Below are 15,115 nucleotides of genomic sequence, written 5' to 3' on the forward strand. Positions count from 1 at the left end.
TGATGAAAAAAGTTAATAGGGTTGATTAAAATGGATAATGGGCATGTATTTTGATAAACTAAATCTTTCATCCTTAAAAAATACAATAAATATACACAATTGATTCGGCGATGTATATTGAAAATAACAAGCAAAGGGAGTGTGTGTCGAATGGCAAGCGTAACCGGATTGGAAGGCGTCGTGGCGGCGGAGACCGAGATCGGGAACGTCGACGGCGAGCGCGGGCATCTCGTATACAGGGGTTATTGGGCAAAGGACCTTGCGGTGAGTCGCGGCTTCGAGGAGACGGCGTATTTGTTGTGGTACGGCCAGCTGCCGGGCGAGCGCGAGCTGGCGGCGTTGAAAGGGCGCTTGGCCGCGGCGCGCGTCCTGCCGGACGAATTGCGACGCCTGCTGGACGCGCTGCCCGCGGGGCTGCCGATGATGGGCGTGCTGCAGGCGGCCGCCGCCGCGCTGGCGGACGGAGCCGAGCCTGCATGGCCGCCGCGGGCGGACCAGGCGGAGCGCATGACGGCGTTGGTGCCCGGCATCATCGCCTATCGGCATCGCGCTTTGCAAGGACTCGCGCCCGTCGAGCCGGACGCGGAGCTGGACCACGCGGCCAACTACCTGTACATGCTGACGGGCCGCCGGCCCGAGCCCGACCATGCCCGGGCGCTGACGGCGTATCTGGTCCTCGGCATGGAGCACGGCATGAACGCGTCCACCTTCGCCGGGCGGGTCGCGCTGTCGACCCAGGCCGGCCTGTACCCGGCCGTCAGCGCGGCGATCGGCGCGATGGGCGGACCGCTGCACGGCGGCGCGCCGAGCGAAGTAATCGCCATGCTGGAGGCGATCGGCACGCCGGATCGCGCCGAGCCGTGGCTGCGCGACGTGCTGGAGCGGGGCGGCCGGCTGATGGGCTCCGGCCATCGCATCTACAAGACCGTCGACCCGCGGGCCGAAGCGCTGCGCGCGGTGACGCGCGGCCTGACCGGCGACGATCCGGCGTTCGCGCTCGCCCTGCACGTGGAGGAGACGGCGACGCGCCTGCTCGCCGAGTACAAACCCGGGCGGCGGCTGCACACGAACGTCGAGTTTTTCGCCGCCGCCATCATGAAGGCGATCGCGCTGCCGACGGCGCTGTTCACGCCGACGTTCACGGCCGCGCGCGTCGTCGGCTGGACGGCGCATATGCTCGAGCAAGCCGGCCACAACCGCATCTTCCGGCCGCAGTCCCGCTATGTGGGCCCGCTGCCGGCGGCTTCGGAGCAGCTCCTTTAAGCAAGGCGTGGCTCGCGCCATGCCGGTGTTGTATACTCTTCGTACTGCATGGCCTATGTCGCGATCACGTTCTTCAAAGGAGCCTATATCCATGAGCAAACGGACTACCGCAGTTATGAGCGACCGCAATCGGAGGCAGCGATGAGCGCCGCCGTTCGGTTCGGCATCGTCGGCGGCGGATGGCGCGCCGAGTTTTTCCTGCGGATCGCCGCGGCGCTGCCGGAGCGATTCGAAGTCGCGGGTGTCGTCGTGCGCAGTCCGGACAAGGCGGAGGCGTTCAGGCGGAAGTGGGACGTCCCCGTATTCGGCTCGACGCGGGAACTGCTGGCGGCCATCGATGCCGCATTCGTCGTCGTCAGCGTGCCGCGGAGCGTCGCGCCGGACGTCCTGCGCGAGCTGCACGCAGCCGGCATGCCTGCCTTGTGCGAGACGCCGCCGGCGCAGACGCTGGAGGAGATGGCCGAGCTGTATCGCTCGGTCGGCAGCCAGGCCCGGATCCAGGTGGCCGAGCAGTATCCGTTCCAGCCGAACCATGCCGCCCGCCTGGCCGTGGCGGGTTCGGGCAAGCTCGGCCGCGTCACGCTGGCCGAGGTGTCCGCCGCGCACGATTATCACGGCATCGTGCTGCTGCGGCGGTTCCTCGGCATCGGCTTCGAGAACGCCGCCATCCGGGGGTTGTCCTTCCGGTCGCCGATCACGGAGGGACCCGGCCGGGACGGGGCGCCCGCCGCCCGCCGTATCGTCGAGTCTACGCAGACGATCGCGTTCTTCGATTTCGGCGACCGTTTGGGCATGTACGATTTTACCGGAGACCAATACTTCTCCTGGATCCGGTCGCCGCGTCTTCTCGTCAGGGGCGAGGCGGGCGAGATCAACAACTTCGAAGTCCGTTATTTGCGCGATTACCGAAGCCCGGTGGAGACGCAGCTCAGACGCGTCCACGCGGGTCATGACGGCAACCTGGAAGGCTTCTATCTGAAGGCCATCCTGTGCGGCGACGCGTATGTATATCGCAACGAATTCGCGCCCGGCAGGCTGGCCGACGACGAGCTCGCCATCGCCGAATGCCTGGCGCGGATGGCGGGCTTCGCTGCCGGCGGGCCCGGCTTCTACAGCCTGGCCGAAGCGTGCCAGGATCATTACCTCGGGTTGTTAATGCAGCAGGCCGTGAAGAGCGGAGAGACCGTCGTCTCGCAGACGCAGATCTGGTCGGCGTGAACCAACCTGCGCGAAAATGGCTTGCCTCCTTTAAGCGAAAAAAAGAACCTTTAACGGCGTGAAGCGCCGATAAAGGTTCTTTTGATTGCCGCGGTCGGCCGCGCGTTAAATCGTCGTGCTGCCGTCGTACGAGGCGATGACGCGGTACAGCTCGGGCCGGCGGTCGCGGAAGATGCCCCACTCGATGCGCTGAATCTCGAGCTGGTCGAGGTCGAACTCGGCGGTCAGCACTGTTTCCTCCGTATGGCCCGCTTCCTCGATCATGTTGCCCTGCGGGCCGGCGATGAACGAGGAACCGTAAAAGTCGATGGACGAATCCTCGTCCTCCTCGCGCCCGATACGGTTGGAGGCGATGACCGGCATCAGGTTGGAGGCGGCGTGGCCTCTCATACACATTTGCCAGTGATCCTTGGAATCGATCGAGCCGTCCTGCGGCTCCGAGCCGATCGCCGTCGGATAGAACAGCAGCTCGGCGCCCATGAGCGCCATGCAGCGAGCGGCCTCGGGGTACCATTGGTCCCAGCAGACGCCGACGCCGATCTTGGCGTACCGCGTGTTCCACACCTTGAACCCGGTGTCGCCGGGGTTGAAGTAGAACTTCTCCTCGTAGCCGGGACCGTCCGGAATATGGCTTTTCCGGTAGTGGCCGAGAATCTCGCCGTCCGCGTCGATAACCGCGAGCGAGTTGTAGCGGGCGTAGTTTTTCTTCTCGTAGAAGCTGATCGGCAGCACGACCTGTAGCTCCTTGGCCACTTTTCTAAAGTGGTTGACGGCCTTGTTTTGCTCAAGCTCGGTCGCGTACACGTAGTAATCCGACTTCTCCTTCTGGCAGAAGTACGGCGTTTCGAACAGCTCCTGCAGCAGGATGATCTGCGCGCCTTGGGCCGCAGCCTCGCGCACGAGCTTGTCCGCTTTGGCAATGTTCTCGTCGATATCGCAGGAGCAGCTCATCTGGGTAGCCGCCACTTTGACTTTTCTCATTCGGAAGTTCCTCCTTTTTGTATGCGACTCCTCGCAGACTGGCAGAGATTAGTGGTTATAAGGCAGTTATTTATCGCCACGCGGCGGAACAAATCAAGAATAACGGTTAAAAAGCAGTTAATGGGCCAGAAAAACGCGGACCTGCGACCATTCGGGTGAAATAGATGCTTTTGAACCATTATTTCGCCCGAGCCGGTCGGCACGAGACGAAATAGATGCTTTTTAACAATTATCTACCTCAGCAGCCGAATCCCAAGGTGGCACTCAGCCCCGCGCCGGCATCTGCTGCGTCGTGCAGTGGACGTTGCCGCCTTCCTTGATGATCGCCATGCCGTCCACGGTGCGGATGCGGCGGTCCGGGAACGTCTCAGCCAGTATGCGCGCGGCCTCGCGGTCCGTCTCCTCGGCGGCGCCGCCAAAGACCGGCAGGATGATGCCGCCGTTGACGAAGTAGAAGTTCAGGTAGCTCAGCGTGAGCCGGCTCTCCTCGAACGATGCGAGCGGCGGCTGCGGGAGCTCGACGATCTCGAGCTTCCGTCCCTTGGCATCGGTCGCTTCGCGAAGGATGCGCAGATTTTCCTGCGTGATCTCGTAGTTCTCGTCCGACGGGTCGTAGCACGTCTGGATAATGACCTTGCCAGGCGCCGCGAAGCAGGCGATGTTGTCCACGTGCCCGTCCGTCTCGTCGCCGGCGAGGCCGCGGTTCAGCCAGATGATCTTGTCGATGCCGACGTACTGCTTGAGCAGCTCCGCGATCTGCTCCCGGCTCAGCTCGGGATTGCGGTTGACGTTCAGCAGGCACTCCTCGGTCGTGAGCAGCGTGCCTTCGCCGTCGACGTGAATCGAGCCGCCTTCCATGACGACCGGGGCGCCGAAACGGCGCACGCCGAGGCGTTCGAGAATTTGCGGCGCCACCGCGTCGTCCAGATCCCAGGGCGCGTACTTGCCGCCCCAGGCGTTGAAGCGCCAGTTCACGCCGCCCAGCTCGCCGTTCGGGCCGACGAGGAAGGTCGGGCCGTTGTCCCGCAGCCAGGCGTCGCTGTGCGCGATCGGCACGAGCTCGATGCCCGGCGCGTCCAGATGACGCTTCGCGAGCGCCAGGTCCGCTTCGTTGACGAGCACGCTGACGGGCTCGAACTCGGCGATCGCCAGGACGACCTGCGCGTAGCCGCCGCAGACGGATTCGTGGTCGTCCGGATAGACCATGGAGTCCCGTACGGGCCAGGACATGAAGGTGCGTTCGTGCCGCGCCCATTCGGCCGGCATTTTATATTGAAGGTCTCGTGGGAACAAGAGATTCAGCTCGCTTTGCTCAAAAGTTGAACGGAAACGGATGCCGCTTAAGTTCTCCATCATCATATACGAATCGGGCCGCGATCTCAATGTACGCACTTAATGGCGCGGCTGGAGCGGCGTCCGGATTTGTTTACGCGCGCGCCGGTTGAGGTAAGTCTTTGGTGGAACGGATCAATGCCGGACAAACACGCACCTACATATAATGGAGGCCGCCGAATGGAACGCGAGCGCAATCATACGATCATGCAATTTTTCGAGTGGCATCTCGAGGCCGACGGCAAGCACTGGCGCCGTCTCGCGAAGCTCGCGCCGAGGCTCAAGGACCGCGGCATCGACGCCGTCTGGATTCCGCCGCCCACGAAGGCCGTGTCGCCCGAAGATACGGGCTATGCGGTGTACGACCTGTACGATCTGGGCGAGTTCGACCAGAAGGGCGGCGTGCGTACGAAGTACGGCACGAAGGAGGAGCTGCTTGAGGCGATCGAAGCCTGCCGCGAGGCGGGCGTAGGCGTCTATGCGGACCTCGTCATGAACCACAAGGCGGGCGCGGACGGGACGGAGACGTTCCAGGTCGTCGAGGTGGAGGCGGACAACCGGCTCTCGGACATCTCCGAGCCCTTCGACATCGAGGGCTGGACGAAGTTCGATTTTCCGGGGCGCGGGGATGCGTATTCTTCGTTCAAGTGGAACTTCGAGCATTTCAACGGCACCGACTGCGACGCGCGCGAGGACCGGCAGGGGATCTACCGGATCGTCGGCGAGGGCAAGGGGTGGAACGATAACGTCGACGACGCCTTCGGCAACTACGACTATCTCATGTACGCCAATATCGACTATCGCCACCCGGACGTGCGGCGCGAGATGATCGAATGGGGAAAATGGCTCGCGGATACGCTGGACTGCGCCGGCTACCGCCTCGATGCGATCAAGCATATCGACCATACTTTTGTGCGGGACTTTACCGAGGCGATGTACGCCGAACGGGGCGACCGGTTCTTTATCGTCGGCGAATTTTGGAACAGCGACCCGGGCGCTTGCCAAAAGTTCCTCGAGCAGGTCGGAGGCCGCATCAGCCTGTTCGACGTGCGGCTGCACTACAATTTGCACGAAGCTTCGGAAAAAGGGGCCGACTACGACCTGACGAAGCTGTTCGACGGCACGCTTGTGCAGACGAATCCGACCAACGCCGTCACCTTTGTCGACAATCACGATTCGCAGCCGGGCGAAGCGCTGGAGTCATGGATCGCGGACTGGTTCAAGCAGAGCGCGTATGCGCTCATCCTGCTGCGGGAAGGCGGGTATCCGTGCGTCTTTTACGGCGACTATTTTCACATCGGGGGAGACGAAGAGGAGATCGAAGGCAAGAAAATGGCGACCGACCCGCTGCTCTACAGCCGCCATCACAAAGCGTACGGCGAGCAGGAGGACTACTTCGACGATCCGCGGCTGATCGGTTGGGTGCGGCGCGGCGTCGCCGAGATCGAGCGGTCCGGCTGCGCGGTCGTCGTCTGCACCGGCGAGGGCGGCGAGAAAAAAATGTACGTCGGCGATCATCGGGCGGGAGAAGAATGGGTCGACTTCACGCAGACGCGCGAGGATAAGGTCGTCATCGGGGAAGACGGCTTCGGCATCTTCCCGGCAAACGGCGGCAGCGTATCGGTATGGGCGTTGCCCGATCCGGTATGAGTCGCGCGAAAGAGGCCGATAAGCAGTAGAACCCCGCGCGACTGCGCGGGGTTTCTGCTTGTAAGCTTGGTCGAACTAATAAGAGCCGTGACCGGTAAAGGTACCTTGATCGAAGTCCATCACGTTGGTCGCCTCGATGCGACCGTCGCCGCCGACGCTGTAGTATTCGACCGTATGCGTGTCCGCCGCGTAGATCTCGAACGGGCCCGTATAATCGATCCAGGCGCCGCCGTTCACGCGGTAGCGGGTCTGCGCGGGAGCATCGCCGGTGCCGTCGGCCCGGAGCGTGACCTTAAAACCTTTTACGTAAGGATTGCCTTTGGAAGTGACGGCTTGTATCGGTTCGAAGTGATACTTGGTCAGTACCTCGCCGGCCGGATCCGGGTCGGTCCCTCCGCCCGGCTGCTCGGGCATGTACTTAAACAGCACGGATTGCGCGCTCAGGTAGATTGACTCTTCCGGACGCTGGCTGCCCGAAGTCGAGCTGTAGCCCGTCACCCTGACGTCCGTCAGATGCACGACCATATAAGTCCGGCTCTGGCCCGCGCTGCGCGTCTGGAAGTACAAGTAGCCATCCTTGATGGCCTTGCCCTCCGTCAGCGCGCGAAGCAGCGGCAGCGAGGACGAATCGAGCGATTTGACGACCGTCACCATAGAGGGCTCCGGTTTGCCGGCGCCGCTGCCGCCTGCGGGGGCTTCCGCCGTCACGCCGTAATGAAAGCCGTTTACGACGATCGCGTCCTTCAGTTGTTTGTCCTTGCCGTCGAACTCGCCGGGAATGCCGTCCAGTGTCAGCAAAATTGAGGGGAGATCGGCTTCCGCCGCGCTGGCGGACGGTCTGGAGGGCGACAGGAGCAGCGTGCCGGAGACGAGTGCCGCAATGAGACCCCATTTCAATAATCTAGCGAGCAAATCGATCTACTCCTTTATCGGCGGATGCCCGCGAACGGCTCCGTCGTGCGTCGGGGATCAACTGTCCAGCAGTAAGCTGCGTTGGTAAAAATCGTCCTTCGGCGTAAACGCCCACAGGCCGCCTTCGTCCATCGTTTCCTTGACGGTCAGCGTCTCGAGCGCAGGCGCCTGCCATGGCAGCCTGGCCTTCCCTTCGATCGTCTCGCTCATGCGGCACAACTCCTTTTTAAATGAAATAAGGTCATTTGGTTGCGTTTTTGCCCAGGTCGTACTCGAAGGTTTGCGGCGGCAGCGGCTGTCCCTTGGCGTCGACGCCCTGGTAGGTGAACGTCACTTTGCCGGCCTGGAGCGACAGCGATTCCGAGATTCGGCTTCCGTCGCTGCCTGCGCTGTACGCGTCGGAAGTGACGTAGACGTTGTCGAGCTTGATCGTCAGGTAAGGCTTCTTGCCTTGCCCGTTGTAGAAGGCGATCGTTCCGCTTTTGATCGCTTTGCCCGTCGTCAGGCTCTGCAGCAGCGGGATGGAGGCCGAATCCTGCAGCTTGGTCAGGACGAACTCCGAGTATGTCGGTTTTCCGCCGCCGCTGCCGCCGTTGCCCGGCGAGGGAGCCGAGTTCGATGCGCCGAACTGGAAGGACGTAATGTCGATCGCCCCTTTGGCGCCGTCGACCTGGCTGTCGCCGCTGATCTTGTCCAGCGTCAGCAAAATGTAGGATCCGCCCGCTGCGGAAGCGGATAGGGGAGAAGCAAAAGCGAGGATCGCGAGGACGAGCAGAAATAAAGCGGTCTTTGGCATAAAGCGTGCGGACAAAACGATCAGCTCCTCAATTATGATACAATTCGTATCGATAATAGCATACATCATTCAGCCTGCCTAGAGCTATCCTGCAAAAGCGCATCGCCAAAGACGGACTGCTGTAATGGTGCTGGCGAAGCAAAGCGTCAAAACGCCGAGCGGGCGGCGGGGGCGCTTCTGAAGGGGCGTCGATGGGACGTCGATTGACATCCGCGGCCGGCTGTCGTATGCTCCAAATAGTTAAATATTTAATCAAATGGAGAAGATCGCATGGAGGATCTGCAAGGGTACGTGTCGGAGCAGCCGCCCAAGGTACGCGCTTTTTTTGCGCTGGTCGAGACGACGGCGAGCCTCATCGGCGTATCCGAGAAGTACTGGCAGTCGCGAGGGCTGAACGGCGCCCGCGTCCGCATCCTCGTCGAGCTCGCGAAGGCCGGCGGATCGCTGCTGCCCTCTGTGCTCGCCGAGCGAATCGGCGTTACCAAGGCGAATATCAGCGTGCTGCTCGTGCCGCTTGCCAGAGAAGGCTATGTGCGGATCGCCGGAGATCCGGCGGACGGCCGCAGACGGCGCGCGACGCTGACGCCCGAGGGAGAGCGGCTGCTGCTCGATGCGCTGCCGGGCAATCGGGAGGTGCTCGAGACGCTCATGAGCCGGCTGGAAGAGGCTGAACTTCGCCAACTGCTCGGATTGCTCAGCAAGCTGAGTAATGGCTGAGTTGCGGCTGAGTTGCGCCGTATTGGCCGGACTCTCGCGTTCCGCGCCTTTTTCGCTCATTTGGTTAAGTATTTAACTAAAATAAAAGGGAGTGACACGCACATGAAAATCATATTGACGGGCGCTACGGGGCATCTCGGATCGTTGGTGCTGGAGGAACTGCTCAGGCGCGTGCCCGCGCTGAGTCTAGCGATCGTGACGCGGCGGCCGGAGGAAGCGGACAAGCTGCGCGATCGCGGCGTCGAGGTTCGGTACGGGGATTACGACGAGCCGGCCTCGCTGCCGGCGGCGTTCAAAGGCGCAGACGGGCTGCTCTTCATCTCTTCCCCGCTGCGGGACGAGGAGGCGCGACTGAAGCAGCACCAGGCCGCGGTAGAAGCCGCAAAGACGGCGAAGGTCGGACGAATCGTATACACGAGCGTGGCGTACCCCGAACGGGGAAAGCTGCCGCTGCATGCGACGCACCTCGCGACCGAGCGGCTCATTCGCGAGTCGGGAATCGACTACACCATTTTGCGCAATGCCTACTATATGGACATCGTCGAGATGCTGGGCTGGCGCGAGGCGCTCGCCGGCGGCGTACTGCTAAGCCCTCCGGGCGACTGGACGCTAAATACCGCCGCCAGGGAAGACCTCGCAGCAGCCGCCGCGACAGTGCTGACGGAGAGCGGGCATGAAGGCCGGGTTTATGAGCTCACGGCCTCGCGGCCGTGGCGGTTGGACGATCTGGCGCGCGCTCTCTCCGAAAGGTCGGGCAGGCCCGTCGTCCATCGCGTCGATTCGGAGATGAAGGGCATGGTCTACTCGCTCCTGCCCCTCTCCGAGACGGCAGCGGTATCCCAGGACCTGCGACAGCTCGTCGGCGCGCCGCTGCGCGGGCTGAAGGATTGGCTGGCGGACCAAAAAATGTAGCGGAGCTGCGAGCCGGCGGACCTGGATCTGCAGATCTGCGTGCCAGCGGGCCCGCGAGCTCATCCTGCCGCTTGCCCGATCAGTCGCAGCCGTGCGGCGCGCCGGCTCAGCCAAGCCCGCGCACATAAGCTTCGGGCGGCACGCCGACGACGGCTTTGAAGTCCCGGGTAAAGTGCGCCTGGTCGTAATATCCCAGCTCCATCGACAGCCCCGCCCAATCCTGCAGCTTTTCCTGGCGAATGCGCTCCGCCGCCTCCTGCAGCCGGAAGCGCTGCAAAATCCACTTCGGCGATACGCCGATATATCGGCCGAACAGCCGCTGCAGCGTGCGAACGCTCATGCCGTGCCGTTCGGCCATCGCTTCGACATGAAGCAGGCCGCGGTCCGAAGCCGCGTCCTGCACGATGCGGCCGGCCAGCTCGGCCGATTCGTCCTGCGCCGGCGCGTGGTCCAGCAGCCATCGCTCCATGGCGGCGAGTCTCGCCTCGGCAGCGGGCACGGCCGTCAGCAGGCCGGCCAGCCTCTCCCCGGGCTCGCCGAACATCTCCGCTAGCGGGACTCTGCGGCCAGTCAGCTTTGCGGCGGACTGGCGCCAGAAGGGGAAGAAGCCGCCGGGCCGGAATTTGACGCTGAAGCACTCGCCGTGTCCCGTTAGCGTGCGAGTGAACGTCCCGCGCGGCACGCCGTATACTTCGGCGTGCGAGGAGTCGTTTTCATTTTCCAACGTGAGGTTGATGCTCGGGTAGGACAGCACCTGCTGGCTGAAGGGGGCGTCGTCCCGCAGGTCCCAGGCAAGCGTCCAATAATGCTCGATCCAATCCGCTAGTGCGGGCGACGGCGCGTACAGCTTCAGATCGAACTTGCGCGCGGCCGCCTCCGGCTTGAGGATGGCTTTGTCCAAGGGACGCTCGATAGGCTTCATGACGATCGACCTCCAGATGTTGTCGCGTTTTTCCAATACAAGCTTCCGATGCTGCGATACAATCGATACTAGCAGTCCGCAGCAAGCGCCGCAATTCTAAATAGAGCCAGGAAAGAGGGAACGGCATGGAGGATTTGAAGTACACGATCTATATCGGCGGCACACCGGAGCAAGTATGGGAGGCGCTCGTGTCGCCCGAAGGCACGCGCGCGATCTTCTTCGGCAGCGAGCTCCAATCGACCTTCGAGATCGGCGCGCCTTACGCTTACGTGGGGCCGGGCAATGACGGCGACGAGACCGTGCATGTCTACGGAACGGTGCTGGCGTACGAACCGCACAGCCTGATGAGCTATACGGAGCACCCGGGACCGTCCTATCGAGAAAATCATGCCGAGCTCGAGACGCGCATCACGATGACGCTGGAGACGGTGGGCGCAAGCACGAAGTTGACGCTCGTCAACGACCGGTGGCCGGAGGGGCACCCTTCGTACGAGAGTACGCAGCAGAGCTGGCCGATGATTCTCAGCAACATCAAGTCCTATGTCGAGACGGGCAAAGCGCTGGATTTTGGCTGGTAAAATACGGAACATTTCCGTTATAATGACGATGTTGCAGTCCGACCGGCCTCGGTGCCGATCGGACTGTTTGTGCCGCGCGCACCCGGCTTTGCTTCAAAGGTGCAGCACAAACGCCATAGACAAGAGGTGATCGACGCGTGGAAGTGATTCGCACGAAGCGGCTAATTTTAAGAGAACATACGACTTCGGATACGGACAAGCTGCATGCCATACAGTCCGACGCGGTCACGATGGCTTTTTGGCCGGCCCCCTTTTCGTACGAACAAACGGAAAGCTGGATCGAACGTCAAATCGCATCCTATAAAGCGAACGGCTATGGCAGATGGGCGGTCGTCCGAATCGAGGACGGCGCGCTGATCGGCGACGCCGGCATCGTGTCGAGCGAGATCGACGGCAAGTTGGAAAACGATCTCGGCTATATCATTCATGCCGGGGCGTGGCGCGAAGGGTACGGGCACGAGGCCGCGGAAGGTTGTCTCCGGTACGGCTTCGAACAGCTGGGCCTCGGGCGCTTGGTCGCAAATATGCCGACCGATCATCTCGCCTCCCGCAAAGTAGCGGAGAAGCTGGGGATGAAGCTGGAAAAGTACTTTTTCAACGAGCGGAATCGTGGAAAAGAAACCTGCTTGTACGGCATCAACAAGCCTTGAATCTCGCCTGCGGCCGGAAAACCGTCTGTCGCATGCATGCGCGGCGCTGATGCCGCGCGTGTTTTGCAGTGTCTATAGTTTGGAGATATGAACTCTATTCATTATATATATTTAAACAATAGAGCTGACCGTCGTATGATAAAAGCAACAAATTCGAACACCCGGTTCGCCGGGCCAGGAGACGACGGATCATGCCATACTTTCATACGTTCGCGAACGTCAGCGTCCCCATCTTGATCGCCTGCTGCTTGGGCTACCTCTATCAAAAGTACAAAGCGCCCGATTCGCGCCTGCTCGCGGATCTCAGCCTGTTCGTGCTGTCGCCTTGTCTTATCGTCTCGGCGCTTGCCGGCAGCGACCTGAAGACCGGCACGCTGGGCACGGTGGCGATGTACACGCTCGTGCAGACGGCGCTCTGCTGGGCCGCTTCCGCCGGGGCGGGCAGGCTGCTGCGCTTGGCTGAGCCTTCGCGGCGCGCGATGGAGCTGACGACGATCTTCTCCAATTCCAACAACTACGGCCTGCCGCTGCTGCTGCTCGCGTTCGGTACGGAGGGCTTCGCGATCGGCGTGACCAACGTCGTGACGCATGTTATCCTCGTGAACACGCTCGGCTTCTACCTGGCGGCGCGCGCGTCCTTTAAGCCGAAGCAGGCGCTGCGACAGATCGCAAAAACGCCGCTCGTCTATGCAGCCGCCGTCGGCATCGCGCTGTTCCTGCTCAGCGTGCGGCTGCCGGAGTCGCTCTCGTCGGGCCTCGAGCTGGTCGGCGGCGCCTATCCCGCCGTCGTGCTGCTGCTCCTCGGCATGCAGCTCCGCAAGACGGATTGGCGCCGCAGCCTGCGCCGCGAGATCTGGGTCTCGCTCGGCATGCGCATCGCAGTCGTACCGCTGCTGTCGTATGCCGCGATTGCGATGCTCGGCCTGCACGGCCTGACCGCAGCGGTGCTGTTCGTTCAATCCGCCATGCCCGCGGCGATCAATTCGCTCGTGCTCATGGAGCGCTACGGCGGGGACAAAGAGCTCGTCGCCATGAACGTCGCCTTTTCGACGGCCGCGAGCTTCCTGTACTTGCCGCTGGTCGTGCACCTGGCGGCATCGCTGTAGCCTCCGGCGGGATGCCGCACGGATGCCGAACGGACGCCGCATGGGACGTCGATTCGCGGTACCGGCGCTTATCCCGCATCGGCGGCACGGGTTTCGTCCCCGCCGCCGGGCTTGCCGCGCCAGCGCAGCGCCCACTTTTCCATCTCGGCCAGCGTCGCTTGAAAGTCCAAGCCCTTGTCCGTCAGGCTGTACTCGACCGTCACCGGCACCGTCGGATAGACTTCGCGACGTACGATGCCGCTCTGCTCCAGATGCCGCAGCGTGTCCGTGAGCGACTGCGTGCCGACGATCTCGACGTCCCGCTGCAGCCGATTGAACCGCTTAGGTCCTTTCTGCAGCTCCGCGATCACCACGAAAGACCACTTGGCTCCTAGCACCTGAAGAACCTCGCAGATCGGCTTATCCTCGTCCCTTTCTCGTTCGCTCATCCTGTACGCCTCCCGCAAACAAATAATTACTTTATTTAAGTTAGTGGGTCCATTCTTTAGGATTATCCCCAAACGATTTGCGTTCTTACTTTTATATAGTACCGCGCTTATACTGTCGCTACAAGAGCCGCGCGGCTCCGCGACAATTATAAGAGGTGGTAAAAATGAATCGCACGGTTTTGTATATGCTCACGCTAGGTACGTTCTTGACTGGCTTTGCCGAATTGGCCGTCGTCGGCATTCTGCCGATCATCTCCCGGGATGCCGGGATCAGCATCGCCCAGGCGGGCCAGCTCGTCGCCGCTTTTTCCCTCGGCTTCGCCGTCGGCACGCCGGTTTTCGTCTCGCTGACGCAGCGGATGTCGCGCAGGCGGCTGCTCGCCGGCGCGTTGCTCGTCTTCGCGGCGGGCAGCCTGCTCTCGTATACCAGCGACGCATACGCCGCGATGCTCGCGCTCCGCGCCGTGCTCGGCGCCAGCGCGGGCGTCTATCTCACGACGGCGCTCGGCGCGCTGCCGAAGCTTCTGCCCGCCGACCGGCTCGGCCGCGCCATGAGCACCGTCATGATGGCGTTCGGCGCGGCCTCGGTATTGGGCGCTCCCGCGGGCATCGCGCTGGCCGAAGGCTGGTCCTGGCAGGGCATGTACCTGCTGCTCGGCGCGGGCGCGCTGCTCGTGATGCTGGCGGTGCTGCGGCTTATGCCCGAGACGGAAGGCGACGCACCCGTCGGCTTCGGCCGGCAGTTCGCCGTGCTCGGCCGACCCGCGCTTGCCGCGGGACTGCTGATGTCGCTCTTGTTTTCGTCGGGCATCGCACTGTTGAACACTTATTTCGTACCTTTTCTCCAGGACGTGCTCGGTCTAAGGACCTCTTATACCGGCCTGACGATGCTGCTGCTCGGCTTGGCCGGCACGCTTGCCACGCGCTTCGGCGGCGGAGCGGCCGACAAGCGCGGTCCGTCGGCGGTCATCGTACGGAGTCTGACCGCGATGGCGGTGGCACTGGCGCTGATGCCGCTCGCCACCTACGCATTCTCCTCCGCTGCCGGCGGCCTCGTTTCGGGCATCGCCGTCTCCGCGGCCTGGATGCTGGCTTACTCCGTGGCGATTCCGGCGATCCAGACGTACTTCGTCCGAATCGCACCCGAGTCGGCAAACATCGTGCTCGGGCTCAATACGTCGCTGCTTCACCTTGGCGTCGCGATCGGATCTTTGACCGGCGGCCTGCTCGCCGACGCCTCGTCCACGGTCCGCTATCATCCCTGGGCGGCGCTCGCGTTCGGCCTGCTCTCGCTGTCCGCGGGACTGGTGTCCTTCGCCAAGGGAGTGCGGACGCCAGCGCCCGACTGACGACAAAAAAGCGGGACCTCGGCACGCGCCGCAGTCCCGCCTTTCGATCGATTGCTTTTACGCCCGCAGCGTCTTGAGCGCGCCGCTCCACGCGATGACCTGGCTCAGCATGTTGTTCACGGACGCCTCTTGCTTGGGGCCCGGACGCAGGACGCTGAAGTTCTCGAAGTCGTGGAACAGCGACAAGGAGACCTGCGCTTGAACGTCCGCCATTCTTAGCTCGCCCGCGTTCTGGCGAAGATGCCCGACCGCCCGCGACCCGCCCGCGCTGCCGTAGCCCACGGAGCCCGCGGCTTTGTCG

Annotated in this window: 16 protein-coding genes and 1 pseudogene; 9 read left to right on the plus strand and 8 right to left on the minus strand. The window is 62.6% G+C overall.

Annotated features, from left to right (window positions below; all coding sequences use genetic code 11):
• The first annotated feature begins 150 nt into the window (after positions 1 to 150).
• Positions 151 to 1,263, plus strand: a complete 1,113-nt coding sequence (locus KVT38_RS04995) for a citrate synthase/methylcitrate synthase (RefSeq protein ID WP_217592586.1) — start codon at positions 151 to 153, stop codon at positions 1,261 to 1,263.
• 141 nt (positions 1,264 to 1,404) lie between these two features.
• Entirely contained in the window at positions 1,405 to 2,481 is a 1,077-nt protein-coding gene (locus KVT38_RS05000) for a Gfo/Idh/MocA family protein (RefSeq protein WP_217592587.1), read from the plus strand.
• Between the two features lie 105 nt (positions 2,482 to 2,586).
• On the opposite strand, the gene aguB is transcribed toward KVT38_RS05000, so the two are convergent.
• The gene (aguB, locus tag KVT38_RS05005; protein WP_217592588.1) at positions 2,587 to 3,462 is read right to left on the minus strand and encodes an N-carbamoylputrescine amidase; all 876 of its coding nucleotides are present in this window, start codon (positions 3,460 to 3,462) and stop codon (positions 2,587 to 2,589) included.
• Between the two features lie 264 nt (positions 3,463 to 3,726).
• Entirely contained in the window at positions 3,727 to 4,728 is a 1,002-nt protein-coding gene (locus tag KVT38_RS05010; RefSeq protein WP_483298157.1) for an agmatine deiminase family protein, read from the minus strand.
• 246 nt (positions 4,729 to 4,974) lie between these two features.
• Here KVT38_RS05010 and KVT38_RS05015 point away from each other — a divergent pair, with 246 nt between their 5' ends.
• Complete coding sequence (locus KVT38_RS05015; RefSeq protein ID WP_217592590.1) at positions 4,975 to 6,444, plus strand: alpha-amylase; 1,470 nt, start codon at positions 4,975 to 4,977, stop codon at positions 6,442 to 6,444.
• A 75-nt stretch (positions 6,445 to 6,519) separates the two neighbouring features.
• On the opposite strand, the gene KVT38_RS05020 is transcribed toward KVT38_RS05015, so the two are convergent.
• Genes KVT38_RS05020 through KVT38_RS05030 form a run of 3 tightly spaced genes read right to left on the minus strand, consistent with a single transcriptional unit; the run spans position 6,520 to position 8,167 of the window.
• A complete protein-coding gene (locus tag KVT38_RS05020; RefSeq protein WP_217592591.1) occupies positions 6,520 to 7,356 on the minus strand; it encodes a type VI secretion system tube protein Hcp in 837 nt (278 codons plus the stop codon).
• Positions 7,357 to 7,413: 57 nt separating this feature from the next.
• The gene (locus KVT38_RS05025) at positions 7,414 to 7,566 is read right to left on the minus strand and encodes a paeninodin family lasso peptide (protein WP_217592592.1); all 153 of its coding nucleotides are present in this window, start codon (positions 7,564 to 7,566) and stop codon (positions 7,414 to 7,416) included.
• A 31-nt stretch (positions 7,567 to 7,597) separates the two neighbouring features.
• Positions 7,598 to 8,167 (minus strand): Hcp family type VI secretion system effector, encoded by a 570-nt coding sequence (locus tag KVT38_RS05030; protein WP_217592593.1) that lies wholly within the window; start codon positions 8,165 to 8,167, stop codon positions 7,598 to 7,600.
• A 255-nt stretch (positions 8,168 to 8,422) separates the two neighbouring features.
• Here KVT38_RS05030 and KVT38_RS05035 point away from each other — a divergent pair, with 255 nt between their 5' ends.
• Positions 8,423 to 8,869, plus strand: coding sequence for a MarR family winged helix-turn-helix transcriptional regulator (locus KVT38_RS05035; protein WP_217592594.1), 447 nt, complete (start codon positions 8,423 to 8,425; stop codon positions 8,867 to 8,869).
• Between the two features lie 102 nt (positions 8,870 to 8,971).
• Positions 8,972 to 9,781, plus strand: coding sequence for an NAD(P)H-binding protein (locus KVT38_RS05040; RefSeq protein ID WP_217592595.1), 810 nt, complete (start codon positions 8,972 to 8,974; stop codon positions 9,779 to 9,781).
• 106 nt (positions 9,782 to 9,887) lie between these two features.
• Here the strand turns inward: KVT38_RS05040 and KVT38_RS05045 are convergent, their stop codons facing one another.
• Positions 9,888 to 10,703, minus strand: a complete 816-nt coding sequence (locus KVT38_RS05045; protein ID WP_217592596.1) for a helix-turn-helix domain-containing protein — start codon at positions 10,701 to 10,703, stop codon at positions 9,888 to 9,890.
• 125 nt (positions 10,704 to 10,828) lie between these two features.
• On the opposite strand from KVT38_RS05045, the gene KVT38_RS05050 reads away from it, so the two are divergent.
• From KVT38_RS05050 to KVT38_RS05060, 3 genes are all read left to right on the plus strand, one after another.
• Positions 10,829 to 11,281 carry an SRPBCC family protein gene (locus KVT38_RS05050; RefSeq protein WP_217592597.1) on the plus strand — a complete coding sequence of 151 codons (453 nt, stop codon included), beginning with the start codon at positions 10,829 to 10,831 and terminating at the stop codon, positions 11,279 to 11,281.
• Positions 11,282 to 11,418: 137 nt separating this feature from the next.
• Positions 11,419 to 11,931, plus strand: coding sequence for a GNAT family N-acetyltransferase (locus KVT38_RS05055; RefSeq protein ID WP_217592598.1), 513 nt, complete (start codon positions 11,419 to 11,421; stop codon positions 11,929 to 11,931).
• A gap of 191 nt (positions 11,932 to 12,122) precedes the next feature.
• Positions 12,123 to 13,037, plus strand: coding sequence for an AEC family transporter (locus KVT38_RS05060; RefSeq protein ID WP_217592599.1), 915 nt, complete (start codon positions 12,123 to 12,125; stop codon positions 13,035 to 13,037).
• Between the two features lie 68 nt (positions 13,038 to 13,105).
• Here the strand turns inward: KVT38_RS05060 and KVT38_RS05065 are convergent, their stop codons facing one another.
• Positions 13,106 to 13,465, minus strand: coding sequence for a winged helix-turn-helix transcriptional regulator (locus KVT38_RS05065; protein ID WP_217592600.1), 360 nt, complete (start codon positions 13,463 to 13,465; stop codon positions 13,106 to 13,108).
• Positions 13,466 to 13,629: 164 nt separating this feature from the next.
• On the opposite strand from KVT38_RS05065, the gene KVT38_RS05070 reads away from it, so the two are divergent.
• On the plus strand, positions 13,630 to 14,814 hold the full coding sequence (locus KVT38_RS05070; RefSeq protein ID WP_217592601.1) for an MFS transporter: 1,185 nt from the start codon (positions 13,630 to 13,632) through the stop codon (positions 14,812 to 14,814).
• Between the two features lie 57 nt (positions 14,815 to 14,871).
• On the opposite strand, the pseudogene KVT38_RS05075 reads toward KVT38_RS05070, so the two are convergent.
• Positions 14,872 to 15,115 (minus strand): annotated as a pseudogene (locus KVT38_RS05075) (NADPH-dependent FMN reductase); the annotation flags it as partial.

Source organism: Cohnella sp. GbtcB17 (assembly GCF_019091135.1).
In the GTDB taxonomy this organism is placed as follows: Bacteria; Bacillota; Bacilli; order Paenibacillales; family Paenibacillaceae; genus Cohnella.

Excerpts from the sequence above, each read along its gene's own strand:
- KVT38_RS04995 (WP_217592586.1), top strand. The coding sequence starts at position 151 with ATGGCAAGCGTAACCGGATTGGAAGGCGTCGTGGCGGCGGAGACCGAG.
- KVT38_RS05000 (WP_217592587.1), top strand. The coding sequence starts at position 1,405 with ATGAGCGCCGCCGTTCGGTTCGGCATCGTCGGCGGCGGATGGCGCGCC.
- aguB (WP_217592588.1), bottom strand. The coding sequence starts at position 3,462 with ATGAGAAAAGTCAAAGTGGCGGCTACCCAGATGAGCTGCTCCTGCGAT.
- KVT38_RS05010 (WP_483298157.1), bottom strand. The coding sequence starts at position 4,728 with ATGCCGGCCGAATGGGCGCGGCACGAACGCACCTTCATGTCCTGGCCC.
- KVT38_RS05015 (WP_217592590.1), top strand. The coding sequence starts at position 4,975 with ATGGAACGCGAGCGCAATCATACGATCATGCAATTTTTCGAGTGGCAT.
- KVT38_RS05025 (WP_217592592.1), bottom strand. The coding sequence starts at position 7,566 with ATGAGCGAGACGATCGAAGGGAAGGCCAGGCTGCCATGGCAGGCGCCT.
- KVT38_RS05035 (WP_217592594.1), top strand. The coding sequence starts at position 8,423 with ATGGAGGATCTGCAAGGGTACGTGTCGGAGCAGCCGCCCAAGGTACGC.
- KVT38_RS05040 (WP_217592595.1), top strand. The coding sequence starts at position 8,972 with ATGAAAATCATATTGACGGGCGCTACGGGGCATCTCGGATCGTTGGTG.
- KVT38_RS05045 (WP_217592596.1), bottom strand. The coding sequence starts at position 10,703 with ATGAAGCCTATCGAGCGTCCCTTGGACAAAGCCATCCTCAAGCCGGAG.
- KVT38_RS05050 (WP_217592597.1), top strand. The coding sequence starts at position 10,829 with ATGGAGGATTTGAAGTACACGATCTATATCGGCGGCACACCGGAGCAA.
- KVT38_RS05060 (WP_217592599.1), top strand. The coding sequence starts at position 12,123 with ATGCCATACTTTCATACGTTCGCGAACGTCAGCGTCCCCATCTTGATC.
- KVT38_RS05065 (WP_217592600.1), bottom strand. The coding sequence starts at position 13,465 with ATGAGCGAACGAGAAAGGGACGAGGATAAGCCGATCTGCGAGGTTCTT.
- KVT38_RS05070 (WP_217592601.1), top strand. The coding sequence starts at position 13,630 with ATGAATCGCACGGTTTTGTATATGCTCACGCTAGGTACGTTCTTGACT.